The sequence below is a fragment of the Pseudomonas stagnisoli genome (genome assembly GCF_048595745.1).
Taxonomy (GTDB): Bacteria; Pseudomonadota; Gammaproteobacteria; order Pseudomonadales; family Pseudomonadaceae; genus Aquipseudomonas; species Aquipseudomonas alcaligenes_A.
The window spans coordinates 2071856-2092103 of the sequence record NZ_CP184361.1 but is presented as its reverse complement, the minus strand read 5'-3'; the positions used below and the strand labels follow the sequence as shown (position 1 = coordinate 2092103).

Genomic DNA, 20248 nt, shown 5'->3' with positions numbered 1-20248 from the left:
TTGTTTTTATGGTCGGTACGCGATGGCATGACGATATCACCCCGCCGCCGTAACAGACACTGGCCGCCGGTCACCTGCCCAGCGGGCAGCGGTTGGCATTGCACGACACTTGCAGGCACCGCAGTGAACGCAGAAGCTAGGACGCAGTTATCCGCAGAAGACGAGTACCGCCTTGGATTGGCAAACACTGCTCACCCGCGAACGCCTCGGCAAGCCCGTTTACAGCTCCGATGAGCTGGGGCGCAGCCCCTTTCACAAAGACCACGACCGCATCATCTTCTCTGGCGCGTTTCGCCGCCTGGGCCGCAAAACGCAGGTCCACCCTGTTTCCAGTAACGATCACATCCATACCCGCCTGACGCATTCACTCGAGGTTGGCTGTGTCGGCCGATCCCTGGGCATGCGGGTCGGCGAAATGCTGCGCGAGGCGCTTCCGGACTGGTGCGCCCCCAGTGATCTGGGGGTGATCGTACAGTCGGCCTGCCTGGCGCACGATATTGGTAACCCGCCATTCGGCCACTCCGGCGAGGACGCCATCCGCCACTGGTTCCGCCAGGCTGCCGGACGTGGCTGGCTGGACGATATGAGCGAGGCCGAGCGTGGCGACTTTCTCAGCTTCGAAGGCAACGCCCAGGGCTTTCGTGTGCTGACCCAGCTGGAGTATCACCAGTTCGACGGCGGCATGCGCCTGACCTATGCCACGCTCGGCAGCTACCTGAAGTACCCCTGGACCGCTCACCACGCCGAGGCACTCGGCTACAAGAAGCACAAGTTCGGCTGCTACCAGAACGAGCTGCCGCGCCTGGAACAGATCGCCGCCAAGCTTGGCCTGCCCAAGCTCGGCGAGCAGCGCTGGGCACGCCACCCGCTGGTGTACCTGATGGAGGCCGCGGACGACATCTGCTACGCCCTGATCGACCTGGAAGACGGCGTGGAAATGGAGCTGCTCGACTATGCCGAGGTCGAGGCCCTGCTGTTCGACCTGGTCGGTGATGACCTGCCGCAAACCTACCGCCAGCTCGGCCCCGGCGACTCGCGGCGGCGCAAGCTGGCAATCCTGCGCGGCAAAGCCATCGAGCATCTGACCAACGCTGCCGCGCGCGCCTTCGCCGAGCAGCAGCCGGCGCTGCTGCTCGGCAGCCTGGAGGGCGATCTGGTGGAACACATGCATGGCCCGGCCAAACGCTGCGTGCTGCGCGCCAAGGCCATGGCACGGGAGAAGATCTTCCAGGACAAGCGCAAGACCCTGCACGAGATCGGCGCCTACACCACCCTGGAGATCCTGCTCAACGCGTTCTGCGGTGCAGCGCTGGAACACCACCGTGGCAACGGTCTGTCATTCAAGAACCGGCGCATCCTCGATCTGCTGGCACACTATGCACCGGAGCCGGGTTGGCCGCTGTACCAATCGTTCCTGCGTATGGTCGACTTCATCGCCGGCATGACCGACAGCTACGCTACCGAAATGGCCCGGGAGATGACCGGGCGCTCGAGCCCGGTGTAAAACCATGAAGGGCATGCTCAAGCAGGTATTCGGCTGGCACGCCGGCCCTCCGGCCTGGGGGCCGGCGGTGATCGCCGGCCTGGGTTGTGCACTGCCGCTGGTACTCGGCCTGCTCAGCGGCCATCCGGGGTTTCTCTGGGCTTCGGTCGGTGCCTTCCTGGCTGCGCAGTCCAACCCACTGCATCGTTTCGGCATGCTGCGGCTGATGTTGCTCACGCTGTTCGGCGCCTGCAGTGCGGGGCTGGGGTTCTGGGCGGCGAGCGATGCAGTGCTTAGCCTGCTGCTGTTCGCCGCCTACGGCTTTCTCCTGGCCTGGTTGCAGCGCTTCGGCACCGAGGCCGGCAAACTCGGTCTCGGCTTGATCGTCTGCCTGTGCCTCGGTCAGGGCCAGTTCGGCATCAGCGGACTGCACAACCCCGATGCGGTAGCGGCGCTGTTCATCCTCGGCGGTCTCTGGGTGGCCCTGCTCGCCTTCGGCCTGCGCGGCCTGCATGGCCTGCGCATGTGGCCTTACATGCCCCGTCTGGTGGCGGTATTCAAGGTGCTGCGACGCTATGCCAGGCGCCTACCGGAGCAGCGCTGGCGCCTGCATGCGCTGGGTTGCACCCTGGGCTGCGCCAGTGCCGGCCTGATCGTCCAGCTGGCCGGTCTGCCACGTGGCTACTGGCTCACACTGGCACTCATCGCGACCTTGCAGCTGGAGAATCGAGGCAGCCTGGCGCGTACCGTGCAGGCCAGCATGATCAGCCTGGCTGTTGCCCTCGCCCTGATCTCTCTCGGCTACAGCCTGCAAAGTCCCGCCGCGATGGTTGCCACGATACTGCCGCTGATCATCATCAGCCGAGCCCTTCAGGCCCAGCACTACGGACTCTTCATGGTGCAGGTAGGTATCAGCTTTGTACTGCTGGCCGAAAGCCTGGCCATGGACTGGCAACAGCCCCAACTCCGACTGCTCAACAGTCTGATCGGCGTCTTTATTGCACTGCTGATAGCACTGCTTGTGCACGGCCTCGAGCAGCGGCTGCACAACACCGAGCCCCCGCGACATCCCTGACGAAACGACTATGCTTCTCGCTTGACCCCGTATCTTGTCAAAGGAGTGAGGCGATGCCGGACAAAGGTCACGCCAAAGAACGTCGCTTTCCGCTCCACGTGCATATCAGCGTCCTCTTCACCCTGCTGCTGCTCGGCAGTGGCGCCGCGCTCGGCCTGTTCAATTACTACCAGACCACCAAGGTCATACTCTCCAGCAGTCATCAGCTGTTCACCCAGATCCGCGAGGAAGTGGAAGCCGACCTGCAGCATACCTACCAGCCCATTCGCCACCTGCTGGCCCTGCTGACCCTCAACGAACGCAACCTGGCCGCCGACAGCTACCAGCGCATGAGCCTGCTGCCGATGTTTGCCCAGGCGCTGAGCGACAATCCGAAACTGGGTTCACTCTACTTGGGCTATGAGGATGGCGACTTCTTCATGGTCCGACCGCTGCGCAATGATCGTCTAAAGCAGATATTCGATGCACCGCGCGAGGCCGCCTATCAAGTCTGGACCATTGACCGTACAGGCCAGGCCAGACCGATTTCAGAATCCCAGTACTTCGATGCCAAGCTCAACTGGATCAGCCGCCGACAGAACCTCAGCGAGAAGTACGACCCGCGCACCCGGCCCTGGTATCAGAGCGCGCTGAAACAGGGCGAGCTGATTACCACCGAGCCCTATGTGTTCTTTTCCACTGGCGATGTGGGCACCACACTGGCGCGCGTCAGCAGTGGCAATACGGTGCTCGGGGCCGATCTGACACTGGCCGACCTGTCCGCGACGCTGAGCAGGCACAAGGTCACGGCGTCCACCGAAGTGGTGCTGTATCGCCCAGATGGTGCCGCTGTGGCCTACCCGGACACCAGCAAGCTGGTGGTGAATAACGGCACCACCAACCTGGCACAGGTCGAGCACCTCAGTCCGGCCCTGGGAGAATTGTTCGAGAGAGGCCTGGACGAGGACCGCCAGGGCGCCATGAAACTCGCCGGCAAGCGTTGGCAAGTGTCCTACAGCCAACTCGCCGAAGGTGGCCCCAATGGGCTGCGCCTGGCTCTGCTGGCTCCCGAGGAGGAGTTACTGGCCGAAGCGCATCGTATTCGCTGGCAGGGGGCAATACTGACCATCGTCATTCTGTTGCTGTGCATTCCCCTGGGCTGGTTGATGTCGCGACTGTTAGTCAAGCCGTTGCGCGCCCTGGTTGACGAGGCGGAGGCAATCCGCAGCTTCAACTTCACCTATCCCGTTAGCGCGCGTTCGCCGGTACTGGAGATCGACCAGCTCGCCGTGGCCATGGGCAAGATGAGGGACACCATCTCCAGCTTTCTCGACATTACGGCGAGCCTGTCCGCCGAGACCCGCTTCGACGCGCTGCTCAGGCGGGTACTCAAGGAGACAGTGGGCCTGAGCGAGGCCAGCGCCGGCCTGCTTTATTTGCGCAATGACGCAAGCGGTGCGCTGGAGCCACACGGGCTGTTCATCGACGGAGAACAGCACAGCCTCGAGGAGCATCGCATCCCGACCCTCATACCGGGCACAAGCACGATTCCACAGTGGGTGCTCCAGCCAGCTGAAGGCGGCAACACCGCAGTGGCCTCCATAGGGTTCGACCAGGCAGAGGGCTTTCAGAGCCTGCTGCGTACCCTGGACAGCCCACGTATCCATCTGGTCGGTACCGGACTGCATAATCGCCAGGGCGAAACACTGGGCGTGCTCCTGCTGCTGCACCGCGATAGCGGCGAGGAAGCGGAGCCTGCGATGCTGCGTCCACAGCGGATCGCCTATGTCGAGGCGGTATCCGGCGTCGCCGCACTGTGCATCGAGAGCCAGCGCCTGCTGGAGCAGCAGAAGAAGCTGCTGGATGCCTTCATCCAGCTGATCGCCGGCGCCATCGACGCCAAGAGTCCCTACACCGGCGGCCACTGCCAGCGGGTGCCGGACCTGACCCTGATGCTCGCCCAGGCCGCCGCCGCCAGTGACGCCGAGCCCTTCAGGACCTACCAGCCCAGCGACGAGGAATGGGAAGCCCTGCATATCGCCGCCTGGCTGCATGACTGTGGCAAGGTCACCACGCCGGAGTACGTGGTGGACAAGGCGACCAAGCTGGAAACCATCTACGACCGCATCCACGAAGTGCGCATGCGCTTCGAGCTGCTCAAGCGCGACGCCTGGGTCACCTACTGGGAAGGCATCGCCAGAGGCGGCGACGCAACCGCGCTGGGCGAGTTGCGCGAGGCAACGCTGGCCGCCCTGGATGACGAGTTCGCCTTCGTTGCACGCTGCAACCTGGGCGGCGAAGCCATGGCCGATGCCGATCTGGAGCGCCTCCGGCAGATCGCCGCGCGCACCTGGACGCGCACCCTGGATGATCGCATCGGCGTTTCCTGGGAAGAGAACCAGCGCCAGGCCAGAACGCCAGCACCCGAACTGCCAGTGCAGGAGCCCCTGCTGGCGGACAAGCCGGAACACCTGTTCGAGCGTCCGGACAGCGAGTTGATTGCGCCCGACAACCCCTGGGGCTTCAAGCTCGACGTACCAACCTACAAGCACAACCGCGGCGAGCTCTACAACCTGGGCATCGCCCGCGGCACCCTCACCGCCGAAGAGCGCTACATCATCAACAACCACATCGTGCAGACCATCCGCATGCTCGACCACCTGCCGTTCCCCAAGCACCTGGCGAACGTCGCGGAAATTGCTGGCGGGCACCACGAGAAAATGGATGGCAGCGGCTACCCGAAACGCCTGACCCGCGAGGAGATGAGCCTGCCGGCGCGAATGATGGCCATTGCCGACATCTTCGAGGCGCTGACCGCCGTGGACCGGCCATACAAGAAGGGCAAGACCCTCAGCGAAGCACTCGGCATCATGGCGGGCATGTGCCGTGGCGCCCATGTCGACCCGCAGCTGTTCAGCCTGTTCCTCTGCACGGGCATCCCGCAGGCCTATGCCGAGCGCTACCTGCGCCCGGAACAGATCGACGCGGTGGACCAGGCCGCTATCCTGGCCAAGGCCGGCCTGGCCTGAATTCCACACACAAAAAAGCCCGGCCAAGGCCGGGCTTTCTCATCCAACACGAGAGGCTCAGGCCTTCGGGCTGACCGGATTCTCCGGGTACCACACGTCCATCAGCGGGCTGAGAGTGAAGCCGCTCAGCTCCTTGCGACCTTTCAGCCAGGCTTCCAGGGCGGCACGCTGCTCCTCGCTGACCGAGCCACGCTTGGCCAGGCAGACGAAGCCGTAGTCGTCGCCACCGACATAGCCCAGGCCGTTACCATCGATACCTTCGAGCAGGAACTCGTCGACGAACTTGTCGGCGCCTTCTTCGCTCAGGCCTTCGTGGAAGCTGAGGGTCAGCTCGCAGCCCAGTTCCTGGAATTCGTCAACGCACAGTTTCTTGCGCAGGCGGCGGGAACGGTTGGTAGCCATAAACACTCCTAGATACTCATTGATTGCAACGGGCGGCACTCTAGCAGGTTGCTGCCCCAGCCGCCCGTCCGTTCAGAAAAAACCCGCTGTGGAAGCCACCCAAGCCCCCAGAAAAAGATGCATGGGGCATAATGCGCGGCAAATTCAGTACCGCTGCACCTTCTTTTTGCCCTTTATTCTGCCTGGGCCCGTGCCAATGATCAGAACGCTCCGCAATTTCGTCGTCGCTTCACTGCTGCTTCCCGTCGCCCTTCCCCTCTCTGCCGCCCAGGTCAGCAACGTGCTACCGGCCAAGGTGCAGCAGTCACTCAAGGCCAACAAGATTTCTGCCAACAGCCTGTCGGTGGTTGCCTTGCCGCTGGACGGTGCGGGTAACGGCATCATCTACAACGCCGATGTGTCGGTGAATCCCGCCTCGACCATGAAGCTGGTCACCACCTACGCCGCCCTCGAACTACTCGGCCCCACCCACCAGTGGCGCACCGAGTTCTATGGCGACGGCCCGCTGAAGGATGGCGTGCTCAACGGCAACCTCTACCTCAAGGGTGGCGGCGACCCCAAGCTGAACATGGAAAAGCTCTGGCTGATGATGCGCGATCTGCGCGCCAACGGCGTGCAGCGCGTCACCGGCGACCTGGTACTGGACCGCAGCCATTTCCAGCACCCGAACCTGCCGAGCTTCAATGACGATGGCGGCGACCCCAACAAGCCATTCCTGGTCGGCCCCGATTCGCTGCTGGTCAACCTCAAGGCCGTGCGCATGGTGGCACGCACCTCCGGCGGCAAGGTCAGCGTGATGATGGAGCCACCTCTGACCAACGTGCGCATCGACAACAAGGTCAAAGCCCTCGGCGGCGGCAAGTGCCCGGCCTGGCCGGATGTGCGCTACAACCCGGTCACTCAGTACGACGGCACCACGCTGGTGGTGACCGGCAAGCTGGCCGAAGGCTGCAGCGCGCAGACTTACCTGGCCCTGCTCGACCACCCGGGCTATGCCGCAGGTGCAGTCCGCGCCATCTGGCAGGAACTGGGCGGCAGCATCCTCGGCAAGGACCGCGTCGGCGACGTGCCGAAGAAGGCCCAGCTGCTGGCACGCACCTTCTCGCCGGACCTCACCGAGGTCATCCGCGACATCAACAAGTACAGCAACAACACCATGGCTCAGCAGCTGTTCCTCAGCCTTGGGCAGAGCTTCCGCGACCGCGCCGATGCCGACGACGCCAAGGCCGCGCAGCGGGTGATCCGCGGCTGGCTGGCGAAAAAGGGCATCACCGCACCGCACCTGGTGATCGAGAATGGCTCCGGCCTGTCACGCGCCGAGCGGGTCAGCGCCCGCGAACTGGCCGGCATGCTGCAAGCCGCCTGGCACAGCCCATACGCGGCGGAATTCATTGCCTCGATGCCACTGGTAGGGATGGACGGCACCATGCGCAAGCGTCTCAAGCGCACCGGCATGGAGGGCCAGGCCCATATCAAGACCGGTACCCTGAACAACGTGCGCGCCATCGCCGGCTTCACTCGTACGGCCAAGGGGCGGAACTGGGTCGTGGTGGCGATCCTCAACGACCAGCGCCCCTGGGGCGCCTCGGCGATCCTCGATCAGGTACTGCTGGACATCTACCGCCGCTGACCCTCGCTCAGGGCGCGATCACGATCCGGTCGCGCCCTTCCTGCTTGGCCTGGTATACCGCCGCATCGACACGGGTCAGCATCGCCGCCGCACTCTCTCCGGCACGCCAGTCCGTGACGCCGAAGCTCGCAGTAATCACGCCGGCTCCCTCAATCGGCTCATCGCGCAGGATCTGCCACAACGCCTCGGCCAACACGGCGGCCTGCTCGGCGCGCACCCCAGGTGCCAGCACGATGAACTCCTCGCCGCCCAGACGACAGAGCACGTCCATGGTGCGCAAACGCTGACGCACGCGCTCGCAGACCCGTTTCAGCACCACGTCGCCGACATCGTGGCCGTAACGATCGTTGACCAGTTTGAAATGGTCGATATCCAGCATCACCACGGCAGGCCCCTCCCCGGAGGTTCGCCGAGCACGGGAAATCTCGGCATCCAGGCGCTCCTGAAAATAGCGCCGATTGTAGGCGCCCGTCAGGGCATCGGTGATGGAGAGTACCCGCAACTCCTGCTCGACCAGCTTGGGCCCGGTGATATCGGTGAGATAGCCGTGCCAGAGCACACTGCCATCTTCCAGCGGCTCCGGTGAGGCCTCGCCGCGCAGCCAGCGCAACCCCTGACGCGGCAAGAGCACTCGGTAATCGGCACGCCAGGGCTGCAGCAGTTCGGCCGACTGCAGGATGCTGCGGCGCAGCGACTCCAGATCATCTGGATGGATGCGCGAGAAAACAACCTGCGCATCCTGCCGAACAAGCTCGGGTTCCACTTCGTAGATGGTACGAATACCGGCACTGGTATAGGGGAAAAAGGAGGAACCATCGGCACGTAGCTGATACTGATAGATCGCTCCCGGCACATTCGCCGTCAGCTTTTCCAGCAAGCGGTCGCGTGCCTCCAGCGCCAGGCGGTTCTGTCGGCTGGCGGTGATGTCGATGGCAACCCCCAGGTACCCGACCAGTTCGTCATGGGCATCCCATACCCCCGTCACCATGAGATTGACCGGCAGCCGGCTGCCATCGCGACGAATGTAGGTCCATTCTCGCTCGACATGCCCCTGTGCCAGGCCAGCCTCCGCAATGAAGACCTCGAAACCTTCAACTTTGCGCCCCAGACGCAGACTCAGCTCCCGACCGGTCTGGGCAATTTCCTCCGGTAGATGCATCAGCTCGGGGGTATGCCGCCCTACCAGTTCGGCCGCACGGTAACCGAGCATGCGTTCGGCGCCGACGTTGAACGTTTGAATAGTCCCCCGCAGGTCGGTAGCGATGATCGCCACCTGAGTAGCAGCGTCCAGTACACCGCGCAGGCGGCTGTTCACCGCCGCCAGCTCGGCTTCACGCTGCCGCAGGTCGGCTGTCTTCTCCAGCACCAATGCTCTCGTTCGCAGGTGCTGGCTGGCCAGACTGAATAGCAGAGCAGCCAGCATAAGGCTGAGCAGAGTGCCCGCAGCCAGCACAATGGCGACAATCGGAGAACTGTTGGCCTGCAGAAATGCCAGGGTCGGACGGATGTGCAGCCCGTAGCGACGATCACCTAGCAGGAGTTCACGCCGCAGCTGCAGAGCGCTGTCGCTCGCGCTACCAGCGCTGTAACGGAGCTTCTCGCCCCCCAGATCACTGAGGTCCTCCAGCTCAATACTCAAATTGAGCGCCGCCTCGATGCTCTCGTGCTCGTGCAGCAACTGCTGCTGGCTAAAGGCCGCAATCACAAAACCGCGCACATGCCCGGTTTCAGGGGCGCCCGGTTCAACGACCGGGGCAGCCAGGATGATTCCGCCATCGCGGGCCGTCGCTTGGGCCTGCTGCGAAACAAAAACAACCCTTCCGGATGCCGCAACCTCGCCGCTGCGTGCCGCACGCGTCAGCGTCTCCAGCCGCCCCGGCAAGCCGGACATGTCCAGCCCCAGGAGCTGTGGCTCACGGGCCAGCTGCGAGCTCAGAAACAGCAGCGGGTAGTACTCGTCACGTAGCGCGGCGGGCACCGGCGAGCCATCTGCCCCGCGATCATGGATCGTGAACCCCGGAAGGCTGTCAGCACGAACTGCATTTTCGAAGCGCTGCCGTTGGGCGTGTTCAACGCGCGGTACCCAGGCATAGAACAGCGCCGGCTGGGCAAGCCCTTGCACATAGCCGGCAAACTCGGCCTGCGTGACGTTGTCCGCATTCACGAAGAAACGCCGCACCCCGTCCAGATCGGCGGCGTGCGCCCTGAAACCGGCTTGCATGGCGTCGGCTCGCTCGCCCGCCGCGATGGCGAAGCGTTGCTCGAGCTGATGCCGATAAAAATGATCGACCAGCGCACCCAGGCCGAGCGTCAGCAGGAACCCTATGAGGCCTGCAGCGCCAGCCATCAAAGCAGCCGGGAATGTCTCGCGAAGCAGGAAACTGCGCAATACCGCCATGCGATCGAACTCGTGGGGAGCCTCAACGCGCTCCGAACACTGTCATTTTGCCAGCCTGCTAGCGCGCCGTCAGCCGCCAGGCCCGATGAATACGGGTATTGCGGGCAAAATCGGTGTCGATGGTGGCCGCGCTGATCTCCTCCAGCGCATAGCGCTCGGCCAGGCCCGGGTCGAGCTGGAACTTGCGGAAGTTGTTGGAGAAGTACAACACCCCGCCCTTGCCCAGACGGGCCATGGCCAGGTCGAGCAGGCGCACATGATCGCGCTGCACGTCGAACACCCCTTCCATGCGTTTGGAGTTGGAGAAGGTCGGCGGGTCGATGAAGATCAGGTCGTACTCGCCGCGATCAGCTTCCAGCCAGGCCATCACGTCGCCCTGCTCCAGGCGCTGCTTGTCGGAGAAGCCATTGAGCGACAGGTTGCGCCGCGCCCAGTCCAGGTAGGTCTTCGACAGGTCGACGCTGGTGGTGCTGCGCGCACCGCCCTTGGCCGCATGCACGGTGGCCGTGGCGGTGTAGCAGAACAGGTTGAGGAAGCGCTTGCCGGCCGCTTCCTGCTGGATGCGCAGGCGCAGCGGGCGATGATCGAGGAACAGGCCGGTGTCCAGGTAGTCGGTCAGGTTGACCAGCAGGCGCACACCACCCTCGCTGACCTCCATGAACTGGCCCTGACTGGCCTGACGTTCGTACTGTTTGGTGCCGCTCTGCCGCTCGCGGCGCTTGATCACCACTTTATCGGGCGAGATGCCCAGGGCCACCGGGATCGCCGCCAGGGCGTCGAGCAGGCGCGCCTGGGCCTTTTCCGGGTCGATGGAGCGTGGCGGCGCGTATTCCTGCACGTGCACCCAGTCGCGGTACAGGTCCACGGCCAGGGCGTACTCGGGCATGTCGGCGTCATATAGGCGATAACACTCGATACCCGCCTTCTTCGCCCACTTGCCGAGTGTCTTGAGGTTCTTCTGCAGGCGGTTGGCGAACATCTGTCCGCCCTCGGACAGGCGCGCCGGCTCGCTGGCTACAGGGGCCGCGCCCTCCTCGCCCTGGCGCCGCTCACCGCGTTCGCCGGTTACGAACTGCTCGGGCAGCACCTTGAACAGCAGCAGCTTGCACGGCAGCGCGCCGTTCCAGAACGCGTACTGCTTGTGGCTGCGCAGGCCCATGCGCTTGCCCAGCTCCGGCGCACCGGTGAACACCGCGGCTTCCCAGTTCAGGCAGCTCTGACGCAGACGCTCGCCAAGATTCTGGTAGAGATAGAGCAGGCTCGCCTCATCGCCCAGACGCTCACCGTAGGGCGGGTTGCAGACGATCAGGCCGGTCTGGTTCTTGTCCGGGCGCGGCTCGAAGGTGGCCAGCTCGCCCTGGTACAGCTTGACCCACTCGCCCAGCCCGGCGCGCTCTATGTTGTTGCGCGCCGGCGTTATAAGGCGCGGATCGGCTTCATAGCCGCGAATCCACAGCGGCGACTTGGCCAGGCCGACCGCGGCACGCTGCTCGGCCTCGGCATGCAGTTTCTTCCAGATCGCCGGCACATGGCCCAGCCAGTTGGAGAACCCCCAGCGCTCGCGCTTGAGGTTCGGCGCCAGGTCGGCAGCCATCATCGCCGCCTCGACCAGGAAGGTACCGACCCCGCACATCGGGTCGGCCAGCGCGCCGCCCGCTGCGGCAATGCGCGGCCAGCCGGCACGGATCAGGATGGCGGCGGCCAGGTTTTCCTTGAGCGGCGCGGCGCCCTGCTGCAGGCGATAGCCGCGCTGGTGCAGGCTGTGCCCGGAGAGATCCAGCGACAGCACCGCCTCGCCGCGGTCCAGGCGCAGGTGCACACGCAGGTGCGGGTCGACCTTGTCGATCGACGGGCGGATGCCCTCCGCCGTGCGCAGCTTGTCGACGATGGCGTCCTTGACCTTCAGGGCGCCGAAGTGCGTGTTGTCGATGCCCGCACCGTGGCCGCTGAACTCCACGGCCAGGGTGCCGGCCGGGTCGAGGTGCTCGGCCCAATCCACCGCCAGCACACCCTGGTAGAGCTCTTCGGCGTTGCTCACCGGGAAACGGCGCAGCACCAGCAGTACGCGGTTGGCCAGGCGCGACCAGAGGCACAGGCGATAGCCCACCTCGATGGGCGCGAAGCCCCGCACGGCAGCAGTCTGCTCGCGGGCCTCCTCCAGCCCCAGGCCGCTGGCTTCTTCGAGCAGCAGGCTTTCCAGGCTCTTGGGGCAAGTCAGGATCAGTTCGTAGCGGTCAGACATGAGGCATCCAGTAATCGAGTGGCCACTCGGCCACCATAGTGTGACGCAAGGTCGCGGCACGACCCTTCGTCGGAATAAACAACACTCGCAGACGAGAGCAGTTCGCAATGGCAAAACGCCTGCCAACAGCGCCTCGACTCAACAATGGCGCGGGCCGGGGCAGTCGGTGCTGGCCAAAAGCGGCTGCACCTTATGGCTCTCAACCCACTCAGGTTACGCCCTTATGACAAAACGATCATTCACAGGGTGGAACGCATTGGATAGAAATCAACTCAGGCCGGTAGCGCAACGCTGCTGGCAGGTGGCCCGCCACGCCGGCAGCGGGCCCCACTGGCAGAGCATCTTCTGCCCGGTCCCACCAAGGGGCCAACGGGACATAACAGTCAACAGTGAGGGCAACACCCGATGAGAAGACTTAAGCGTGATCCGTTGGAACGAGCTTTCTTGCGCGGCTATCAGCACGGCATTCATGGTAAATCCCGCGATATGTGTCCTTTCACCCACCCCACCACCCGTCAAGCCTGGATCAATGGCTGGCGCGAGGGCCGTGGTGACAACTGGGACGGACTGACCGGCACCGCCGGCATCCACAGACTCAACGAACTTCACGCCGTCGGCTGAAACAGGATCACCCCGACTTCACCAGACCGTCCCATCCGGACGGCGGGCGAGAGCCCAAGGGCCCCTCAGGGGCCCTTTTTAATGCCGGTAAAAAGCGCCTTCAGGTCCTCGGCAGCGCAGCGATCGCATCCACCGCCTCGCGGATCAGCGCCGGCCCCTTGTAGATGAACCCGGAATAGATCTGCACCAGGCTGGCGCCGGCAGCGATCTTCTCAGCTGCATGCGCCCCCTCGGTGATGCCGCCCACGGCGATGATCGGCAGGCGGCCCTTGAGCTCCCCGGCCAGCACACGCACGGTATGGGTGCTCTTGTCGCGCACCGGCGCGCCGGACAGACCGCCGGCCTCGTTACCGAATGGCAGATTCTCCACGCCCTCGCGGCCGAGGGTGGTGTTGGTGGCGATCACCGCATCCATGCCGGTCTCGACCAGCGCCTGAGCCACCTGCACGGTTTCCTCGTCGCTCATGTCGGGGGCGATCTTGATCGCCAGCGGCACGCGCTTGCCGTGCTCCACGGCCAGGTCTTCCTGGCGCTGGCGCAGGGCTTCGAGCAACTGCTTGAGCTGGTCACCAAACTGCAGGCTGCGCAGACCGGGGGTGTTCGGCGAGCTGACATTGACGGTGACATAGCTGGCGTGGGCGTAGACCTTGTCCAGGCCGATCAGGTAATCATCCACCGCGCGCTCGACCGGGGTATCGAAGTTCTTGCCGATATTGATGCCCAGGACGCCCTTGTACTTGGCCGCGGCAACCCGCGCCAGCAAATGATCGACGCCCAGGTTGTTGAAGCCCATACGGTTGATGATGGCTGTCGCTTCCGGCAGACGGAACAGGCGCGGCTTGGGATTGCCAGGCTGCGGACGCGGGGTCACGGTGCCGATCTCGACAAAGCCGAAACCGAGCTGGGCGAAGCCGTCGATGGCATCGCCGTTCTTGTCCAGGCCGGCGGCCAGGCCCACGGGGTTGGGAAAATCCAGGCCCATCACGGTCACCGGCAACTGGCTCGGCGCCTTGCACAGCAGGCCGTTGAGGCCCATGCGACCGCCAGCACCGATCAGGTCGATGGACAATTCGTGGGAAGTTTCGGGGGCAAGACGGAACAGCAGCGCGCGGGCCAGGTCGTACATGGGCGGATCGGCTCGGAAGAAGGGTTTCAGTGGGAAGCAGGACGCGATTATAGCCGCCGGCACTAGCCTCAGGCGAGGCAAGGGAGTAATAAGGAGTACCGTTCGGGCCCTTATTGCAGCTGACGCAGGTCGAGCAGTTTGCCGGCCGCACTGAATTCCAGCTCGAACACGCCATGAATGCCATCATGGCGCAGGAAAGGACGCAGATGATGCGCCGGCAGGCTGACCTTGCGGCCGTCACGACTGTAGAGCAGAACCCGGTTGGCGCGCCCCTGGTAAACAGCCAGAAAGCGTTCCGCAGGCAAAGCGATATCCAGCACTAGGCTGGGCATGGAGGCACCCTCGACAATGATTGGCACCATTCTGCCACAGGCCAGCGCGCTATCGGCTCGCGCCTGCCCGCATGACGGTAGTGCAGCCCGGCGACAGCTCTGCCACACTGGCACAGTAGTACCAGGAGTAGCCTGCGGCTCATGAGTCTGTCCGAGTCCCCTACCAGCATCGCCTCGCGGCTTTCCGCCCTGGCCCAACGCCTGGGGCTGGGAGGCCGGGTGCCGCGCATGGTGTTTGAACGAGCCCGTAGCCTGCGTCTGCCATTCCGCGTGCTGCCGGAGCCCGTCCCCAGCATCTGGTGGCAAGCCGGCCCACCACTGCATCGCCTCGTGGACCTGCCACGCGATGCCCTTTCCGGCCCCGTACAGGAAGATAAAGCCGCTGCACGTGGGGTATTGATGGGGGTGGTGGAGCGACACACCGAGCACCTCGACGACTTCGACCTGCGCCGCATCGACGGCCTGTGCAGCCCGCCCCCTAGCCTCGACAGCAACCTCACCAGTTTCGAGGAGCTGACCGCCTGCCCGCTGGGGCGTTGTGCGCGCATCATCAGCTACAAGGATTTCCTCAAGACCGTCAACCATGCCATGCCGCGCTTCCTCGCCGCCGAGGCAGTGGAGCTGCGCCAGGCCAGCTGGTTTGGCGAGCGCCTGTTCTGGGCCGGCGAACAGCACGGCGAGGAATTCGCCTGCGCCATCGCCTATGCGCGCCTGCGCGGCCTGGAAGTCACCCTGCCGGCCGAACTCACCCACTATCGTCTCAGTGCCAGCGGTCTGGCAGAACTGCGTCGGCGCTATCACATGAGCGCCATGCCGGTGCAGGCCTGGAGTGAGCCAGCCTTCATGAGCCTGCTGCTCGACCATGGCCTGCCCTACGCGCGCCTGTCGCTACTGCGCTATCCGGATGCCCCGGAGTTCCTCCTGCTGCCCAAGGACTCGCCGCAGGCCCATGCGCTGGGTGAGGGACTGCGGCTGGCCGGCGCGCCGGATGTGATCGCCTACCTCGAAGCGCTGCAACAGCGCTACGCAGACTGATCGAACGAGAATTCGGAAGCCGGCCAACCAGAACGGCTGGCCGGTAACACTGCGCTCAGGGCCGACTGGCGATCTGAGCGTCGAGCCGCACTTCCTGGGTTACGCCCCAGCCATCCAACACGCCGCCGAGTGGCACTACCAGTGCTTCCAGGTCCTGCTCGAAGTCACCGATGCCGGCGTGGGTGGCATACATCACCTTGCTCACCTGCAGATGCCAGGCACCGTCCTCGCGGACACTGACCTGAGCATTGAGGGACTCACCACGAAACTGTCTGGCTGCCTCTCTGGCCCGTTCCTCATTCGGGAAGATGGCGTAGAACTCGATGGGATGGACGCGGGCGAAGTCGAAACCGCCCTCTTTCATGCGGCGCAGAACATTGTTACTGACATCATCTTGGAAGGCTGTGCTCATAAACGACCTCCTCTCAGGCGATGAATCGACCGCGGTCGCCACGGATTTGGCGACCCTGCGACACCCCAGGGTGCCGCCCGAGAACCAGGCAATGGCTGCCTGGCCTGTCATGTGCGAGCAGGCGCTCGCAGACGGCCGACCAGAAGCAGACTGGTCGGTGACACCATTCTGTCAGGGTAGCGTCTGCGTGCCTACCCTGCAGGCAGCAACCAGGCCGGACGACAGGCGGCTCAGTCGCGGCTGAGCCAGCCCATCAGAAGGCGGCTGACAGACGGCGGCGAGACCTGGCCGGACGCATACATCAGACGAAACAGCCAGTGGATCGGCCGATGCACCCGCGGTCGCTCGACCTGGCGCCAAGCCGCGAGCGCGATGTCCTCGGCGCGCAGGTTGACGCCCAGGCGCCGCAGTGCCGGCGGTGTGAAGCGCTGACTGTCGACCATGGGCGTGGCGACGAACGGCGGCATGAGGTCGCCAACGTGGATGCCATGGCGGCGCCACTCCAGCTCCAGCGCCTCGGTCAGGCCCCGCACGGCAAACTTCGAGGCCGAGTAGCTGACCATGTGTGGCGTCCCGTACAACCCGGAAGCCGAGCCCATGTTGATCACCTGGGCACCTGGCGTGCCCTTGAGATAGGGAAAGGCGGCATGGGTCATGTGCAGCAGGCCCAGTACGTTGATCTGCAGGACGCGCGCGTGCTCCTCCGGGGTGATCTCCTCGAAGTGCCCGAAGCGCAGCACCCCCGCCGAGTTGAACAGAACGCGCAAGCGCCCACCCTCTCGGCGACAGAACTGCTCCAGGGCAGCATGCACTGCATCAGCATCCGCGACATCAAGCGCAGCATGCCAAGCCCCGCCGAGCTCAGCGGCCAGCGCAGCCAGCGCAGGCTGATCGATATCCAGCAGGCCGACGCTCCAGCCACGGGCGTGGAACAGCCGCGCGGTGGCGGCGCCGATGCCGGAGGCGGCACCGGTGATCAGGATGGTGTTCATCGGCAGCCCCTTTCCCCGAGAAATTCGGCGACGCGTCGCAGCGCCAGCGCGGCGACCTCCAGCAGGCCGCAGTTGATCTGGAACACATGCCACTGGCCGGGGTAGACCTCCAGGCGCAGGTCCAGCCCGGTGCTGTCGCGCAGGCACAGGCTTTGGCTGAGCAGGTGCTCGTCCTCACCGACCTGCACCAGCAACGGCGGCAGTCCAGCCAGGTCGGCCCGCAATGGCGAAAGCAAGGCCGAGCGGCGATCCGTGCCCACCGGGCAGTAGGCGTCCACACCTTGCCCCAGCCAGGCCCGGTTAAGCAGCGGGTCGCCAGCCGGCGGCTCATGCCAGGTATCGCCCGTAAGATCGGTGACAGGCGAGAAGCACACCAGCGCCGCCGGCAGCGGCAGCCCCTCGTCACGCAGGCGCAGCGCCGTGGCCAGGGTCAGCTGACCACCGGCCGAGTCGCCGACCAGCACAATCCGCCCCGCCGGCTGGCCCTGCTCCAGCAGTGCCCGGTAGGCGGCCAGGGCATCGTCGGCCGCCGCGGGCCAGGGATGCTCAGGCGCCAGGCGATGGTCCAGCGCGCAGACCCGCGCGCCACTCTGCGCGGCCAGGTGGCTGGTGATTGCCCGGTGGGTCTGCGGGCTGCCGACCATGAAAGCACCGCCGTGCAGGTACAGCAGCACCCAGCCATTGTCCCGCCCTGCCCGCAACCACTCGCAGGGCACTCCAGCCAGCCGCCCCGCCTCAATGCTCACCCCCCGTGCGCGCGGCGCGATCAGGGTAGCCAGGCGCAGTACCCGACGCTGAGTCACGGGCGACAGGCGCGGGTGCATCCCAGCGGCGAAGACCAGGCGCGTACTGACGCGCAGCACGGCCGTGAGCAGGCGCTGCGCACCGCTCGGCGCGGGCAACTCAACGCACCAGTTCATAGTCACTCCACTGCGGCCGGCGGGTATGGTTGCGATAGCTGAAGGTGAATCCCGACCAGTTGTTGGTGTGCTTGCCGGCCGCATTCTTGTACCAGCTGGTGCAACCCTGCTCCCACACCGAATGCTCGATGTCGTGCTGCACCTGGCGGTTCCAGGCGTCCTGCACATGACGGCGCACATCGAGATAGCGCACGCCCTCCTCCAGCTTCGCCAGGCAATCCAGCACATAGGGGAACTGGCTCTCGAGCATATAGATGATCGAGTTGTGCCCCAGGTTGGTGTTCGGCCCATAGAGGATGAACAGGTTGGGGAAACCGCTGACGCTGATGCCTTTGTAGGCCTCCGCGCCGTCGCGCCAGGCCTGGTTGAGGTCTAGGCCGCCGCGGCCGTGGATGCGCATCGGCGCCAGGAAGTCACTGGCGGCGAAGCCGGTACCGTGGATCAGTACGTCGACTTCGCGCTCCACGCCGTCGGCGGTAACGATGCCGCACTCGGTGACCTCGCGAATCGCCTCGCCGACCACCTCCACCTGCGGCTGTACCAGCGCCGGGTAATAGTCGTTGCTGATCAGGATACGCTTGCAACCCAGCGGGTAATTCGGGGTCAGCTTGGCGCGCAGCAGCGGGTCGGCGACCTCGCGGGCGATATGGCGCAGGAACAGCTGGCGATAGGGTTTCATCAACCAGGGCAGGAGGAAGAAAGCCACCCCGCGCACCTCGTGGAACAGGTACTGCCAGGCGCGGTCGAGCTTCTGCGTCCACGGCCAGCGCTGCATCAGCGCCAGCTCGAAGCGGCTGTAGGCACGGTCCGGCTTGGGTAACACATAGGCCGGCGTGCGCTGGAACAGGTGCAGGCGCGCGACTTTCGGCGCGATCTGCGGTACGAACTGGATGGCGCTGGCCCCCGTGCCGATCACCGCCACGCGCTTGCCGGCAAGGTCGACGTCGTGGCGCCAGCGCGCCGAGTGAAAACTCTCTCCGGCAAAGCGCTCCAGGCCCGGCAAACGGGCGTAAAGCGGACGATTGAGCTGACCACAGGCACTGACCAGCGCCCGCGCACTGAACATGGCGCCATCGCTGGTGGTCACCCGCCACAGGGCGGCAGCCTCGTCGAAATGCGCCTCGGCCACTTCGCTGTTGCAGCGAATGCGCGAGGCCAGGGCGTATTTTTCGATGCATTGGCGCACGTAGGCGAAGATCTCTGCCTGCGGCGCGTAGCGCCGGCTCCAGTCGGTCTTCGGCTCGAAGGAAAACGAGTACAGGTGCGAAGGCACGTCGCAGGCTGCGCCGGGGTAATGGTTGTCGCGCCAGGTACCGCCAGGTTCGGCGCCCTTCTCAAGGATCAGGAAATCCTCCTCGCCCTGTTGGCGCAGGCGCATGGCCAGGCCCAGACCGGCGAAACCGGCACCTATGATCAGCACGCGCAAGGGCGCCTGCTCGGGAGTGGTGTTATTCATTGTTATCTCCGTGAGCCACCAGTATTGCGGATGACCGAGATGCTACCCACGCCCCCGGCCAAGGTTTATGGCATAGTCGGCCAATAAATTGTGACTTTCGGACAGAGCATGAAGCGTCCCCGCCGCAGCGCCGTCAGCGTGCAGCTCCTGACCCAGTATGGCCTGGACCTGGGGGTGAGCCTGGACACCTGCCTCCAGGGCACCGGACTGGACTGGCGCCTGCTGGCCGATCCCGGTGCCGAAGTGGAGGCCGAACAGGAGCTGCGCCTGGTACGCAACTTGGTCGAGGCCTGTGGCTACCGTCCCGGGCTGGGGCTGCCGCTGGGCAGCCGCTACAGGCTCAACAGCTACGGTATCTGGGGCTTCGCCCTGCTCGCCAGTCCGACCTTCCGCGAGGCGGCCAACCTCGGGCTGCGCTACCTGGACCTGACGTACGCCTTCCACGACATGCAATTGGAGGAGACAGGCGAGGAAGTGCATCTGCTGCTCACGACGCAGAACCTCCCCGAAGACCTGCGCGGCTTCCTCCTGGAGCGTGATCTCGCCGGCATGCTGCAGGTGCTGCGCGAGCTGTTTCATCAGGACCTGCCGATCCTGCGGGTGGAGTTGAATCTGCCGGAGCCGCACGACCCGCGCCCCTTCGTCGAGGAGATCGGTCTACGGCCGCTATTCGGCCAGGCACGCACGCGCTTCGTCTTCCCCCGCCAGTTGCTTGACCTGCCGTTGGCCGGTGCCCACCCGCAGGCGGCGCAGCTGTGCGAGGAACAGTGCCAGCGCCTGCTGGCCAAGCGCAGCCAGCATGACGGCCTGGCCGGACGCATCCGCGCCCAACTGCTGGCGTGTCCCGGCCGCCTACCCGACATGGAACAGGTGGCCAGCAGCCTGGGCATGAGTTCACGCACCTTGCGCCGGCGCCTGGACGAGGAAGGCAGCCACTTCCGCCAGTTGCTGGACGAGATTCGCCAGGCCCTGGCCGAAGAACTGCTGGCCACCGGCGGTTTGACTCTGGAAGAGATTGCCGAGCGCCTCGGCTATGGCGAGGTGTCCAACTTCATCCACGCCTTCAAGCGCTGGAAAGGCGTGGCGCCGCGGCGTTTCCAGCGCGGCGCCTGAGCC

Annotated in this window: 16 protein-coding genes; 7 read left to right on the top strand and 9 right to left on the bottom strand. The window is 64.9% G+C overall.

Features of this window, described 5'->3' with window-relative positions:
• The first annotated feature begins 172 nt into the window (after positions 1 to 172).
• From ACOAPY_RS10070 to ACOAPY_RS10060, 3 genes are read left to right on the top strand one after another with little or no spacing between them, the layout of a single operon-like run.
• Positions 173 to 1504 carry a deoxyguanosinetriphosphate triphosphohydrolase gene (locus ACOAPY_RS10070; protein ID WP_465156578.1) on the top strand — a complete coding sequence of 444 codons (1332 nt, stop codon included), beginning with the start codon at positions 173 to 175 and terminating at the stop codon, positions 1502 to 1504.
• Between the two features lie 4 nt (positions 1505 to 1508).
• The gene (locus ACOAPY_RS10065) at positions 1509 to 2558 is read left to right on the top strand and encodes an FUSC family protein (protein ID WP_465156576.1); all 1050 of its coding nucleotides are present in this window, start codon (positions 1509 to 1511) and stop codon (positions 2556 to 2558) included.
• Between the two features lie 53 nt (positions 2559 to 2611).
• Positions 2612 to 5566 (top strand): HD domain-containing phosphohydrolase, encoded by a 2955-nt coding sequence (locus tag ACOAPY_RS10060; RefSeq protein WP_465156574.1) that lies wholly within the window; start codon positions 2612 to 2614, stop codon positions 5564 to 5566.
• Between the two features lie 57 nt (positions 5567 to 5623).
• Here the strand turns inward: ACOAPY_RS10060 and ACOAPY_RS10055 are convergent, their stop codons facing one another.
• Positions 5624 to 5968: a YggL 50S ribosome-binding family protein gene (locus ACOAPY_RS10055; RefSeq protein WP_021699483.1), complete on the bottom strand. Its 345-nt coding sequence runs from the start codon at positions 5966 to 5968 to the stop codon at positions 5624 to 5626.
• 196 nt (positions 5969 to 6164) lie between these two features.
• Between ACOAPY_RS10055 and dacB the strand changes: the two genes are divergently transcribed.
• Positions 6165 to 7598, top strand: coding sequence for a D-alanyl-D-alanine carboxypeptidase/D-alanyl-D-alanine endopeptidase (dacB, locus tag ACOAPY_RS10050; RefSeq protein ID WP_465156572.1), 1434 nt, complete (start codon positions 6165 to 6167; stop codon positions 7596 to 7598).
• 7 nt (positions 7599 to 7605) lie between these two features.
• Here the strand turns inward: dacB and ACOAPY_RS10045 are convergent, their stop codons facing one another.
• Positions 7606 to 9996 (bottom strand): diguanylate cyclase, encoded by a 2391-nt coding sequence (locus ACOAPY_RS10045; RefSeq protein WP_465156570.1) that lies wholly within the window; start codon positions 9994 to 9996, stop codon positions 7606 to 7608.
• A 58-nt stretch (positions 9997 to 10054) separates the two neighbouring features.
• A complete protein-coding gene (gene rlmKL, locus ACOAPY_RS10040) occupies positions 10055 to 12238 on the bottom strand; it encodes a bifunctional 23S rRNA (guanine(2069)-N(7))-methyltransferase RlmK/23S rRNA (guanine(2445)-N(2))-methyltransferase RlmL (protein WP_465156568.1) in 2184 nt (727 codons plus the stop codon).
• Positions 12239 to 12643: 405 nt separating this feature from the next.
• On the opposite strand from rlmKL, the gene rmf reads away from it, so the two are divergent.
• Positions 12644 to 12859 (top strand): ribosome modulation factor, encoded by a 216-nt coding sequence (gene rmf / locus ACOAPY_RS10035; RefSeq protein ID WP_043216230.1) that lies wholly within the window; start codon positions 12644 to 12646, stop codon positions 12857 to 12859.
• Positions 12860 to 12959: 100 nt separating this feature from the next.
• On the opposite strand, the gene ACOAPY_RS10030 is transcribed toward rmf, so the two are convergent.
• The gene (locus tag ACOAPY_RS10030) at positions 12960 to 13985 is read right to left on the bottom strand and encodes a quinone-dependent dihydroorotate dehydrogenase (protein ID WP_465156566.1); all 1026 of its coding nucleotides are present in this window, start codon (positions 13983 to 13985) and stop codon (positions 12960 to 12962) included.
• 110 nt (positions 13986 to 14095) lie between these two features.
• The gene (locus ACOAPY_RS10025) at positions 14096 to 14317 is read right to left on the bottom strand and encodes a DUF2835 domain-containing protein (RefSeq protein WP_465156564.1); all 222 of its coding nucleotides are present in this window, start codon (positions 14315 to 14317) and stop codon (positions 14096 to 14098) included.
• Positions 14318 to 14458: 141 nt separating this feature from the next.
• Between ACOAPY_RS10025 and ACOAPY_RS10020 the strand changes: the two genes are divergently transcribed.
• Entirely contained in the window at positions 14459 to 15352 is an 894-nt protein-coding gene (locus tag ACOAPY_RS10020) for a DUF6685 family protein (RefSeq protein WP_465156562.1), read from the top strand.
• A gap of 55 nt (positions 15353 to 15407) precedes the next feature.
• Here ACOAPY_RS10020 and ACOAPY_RS10015 read toward each other — a convergent pair whose 3' ends face one another.
• The 4 genes from ACOAPY_RS10015 to ACOAPY_RS10000 all read right to left on the bottom strand — a co-directional run bounded on the left by ACOAPY_RS10015 (position 15408) and on the right by ACOAPY_RS10000 (position 19132).
• Positions 15408 to 15764, bottom strand: coding sequence for a ribonuclease E inhibitor RraB (locus ACOAPY_RS10015; RefSeq protein ID WP_076426445.1), 357 nt, complete (start codon positions 15762 to 15764; stop codon positions 15408 to 15410).
• A 230-nt stretch (positions 15765 to 15994) separates the two neighbouring features.
• A complete protein-coding gene (locus ACOAPY_RS10010; RefSeq protein WP_465156560.1) occupies positions 15995 to 16756 on the bottom strand; it encodes an SDR family oxidoreductase in 762 nt (253 codons plus the stop codon).
• A complete protein-coding gene (locus ACOAPY_RS10005; protein ID WP_465156558.1) occupies positions 16753 to 17676 on the bottom strand; it encodes an alpha/beta hydrolase in 924 nt (307 codons plus the stop codon). The genes ACOAPY_RS10010 and ACOAPY_RS10005 overlap by 4 nt, the downstream gene beginning before the upstream one ends.
• A complete protein-coding gene (locus ACOAPY_RS10000) occupies positions 17660 to 19132 on the bottom strand; it encodes a flavin-containing monooxygenase (protein ID WP_465156556.1) in 1473 nt (490 codons plus the stop codon). Before ACOAPY_RS10000 ends, ACOAPY_RS10005 begins: the two co-directional genes overlap by 17 nt.
• A gap of 108 nt (positions 19133 to 19240) precedes the next feature.
• On the opposite strand from ACOAPY_RS10000, the gene ACOAPY_RS09995 reads away from it, so the two are divergent.
• Positions 19241 to 20245 carry an AraC family transcriptional regulator gene (locus ACOAPY_RS09995; protein ID WP_465156554.1) on the top strand — a complete coding sequence of 335 codons (1005 nt, stop codon included), beginning with the start codon at positions 19241 to 19243 and terminating at the stop codon, positions 20243 to 20245.
• Positions 20246 to 20248 lie beyond the last annotated feature (3 nt).

Bases quoted from the DNA above. Each gene is read 5' to 3' on its own strand.
- ACOAPY_RS10065 (WP_465156576.1), top strand. From the start codon at position 1,509: ATGAAGGGCATGCTCAAGCAGGTATTCGGCTGGCACGCCGGCCCTCCG.
- ACOAPY_RS10060 (WP_465156574.1), top strand. From the start codon at position 2,612: ATGCCGGACAAAGGTCACGCCAAAGAACGTCGCTTTCCGCTCCACGTG.
- ACOAPY_RS10055 (WP_021699483.1), bottom strand. From the start codon at position 5,968: ATGGCTACCAACCGTTCCCGCCGCCTGCGCAAGAAACTGTGCGTTGAC.
- dacB (WP_465156572.1), top strand. From the start codon at position 6,165: ATGATCAGAACGCTCCGCAATTTCGTCGTCGCTTCACTGCTGCTTCCC.
- ACOAPY_RS10045 (WP_465156570.1), bottom strand. From the start codon at position 9,996: ATGGCGGTATTGCGCAGTTTCCTGCTTCGCGAGACATTCCCGGCTGCT.
- rlmKL (WP_465156568.1), bottom strand. From the start codon at position 12,238: ATGTCTGACCGCTACGAACTGATCCTGACTTGCCCCAAGAGCCTGGAA.
- rmf (WP_043216230.1), top strand. From the start codon at position 12,644: ATGAGAAGACTTAAGCGTGATCCGTTGGAACGAGCTTTCTTGCGCGGC.
- ACOAPY_RS10030 (WP_465156566.1), bottom strand. From the start codon at position 13,985: ATGTACGACCTGGCCCGCGCGCTGCTGTTCCGTCTTGCCCCCGAAACT.
- ACOAPY_RS10025 (WP_465156564.1), bottom strand. From the start codon at position 14,317: ATGCCCAGCCTAGTGCTGGATATCGCTTTGCCTGCGGAACGCTTTCTG.
- ACOAPY_RS10020 (WP_465156562.1), top strand. From the start codon at position 14,459: ATGAGTCTGTCCGAGTCCCCTACCAGCATCGCCTCGCGGCTTTCCGCC.
- ACOAPY_RS10015 (WP_076426445.1), bottom strand. From the start codon at position 15,764: ATGAGCACAGCCTTCCAAGATGATGTCAGTAACAATGTTCTGCGCCGC.
- ACOAPY_RS10010 (WP_465156560.1), bottom strand. From the start codon at position 16,756: ATGAACACCATCCTGATCACCGGTGCCGCCTCCGGCATCGGCGCCGCC.
- ACOAPY_RS10005 (WP_465156558.1), bottom strand. From the start codon at position 17,676: ATGAACTGGTGCGTTGAGTTGCCCGCGCCGAGCGGTGCGCAGCGCCTG.
- ACOAPY_RS10000 (WP_465156556.1), bottom strand. From the start codon at position 19,132: ATGAATAACACCACTCCCGAGCAGGCGCCCTTGCGCGTGCTGATCATA.
- ACOAPY_RS09995 (WP_465156554.1), top strand. From the start codon at position 19,241: ATGAAGCGTCCCCGCCGCAGCGCCGTCAGCGTGCAGCTCCTGACCCAG.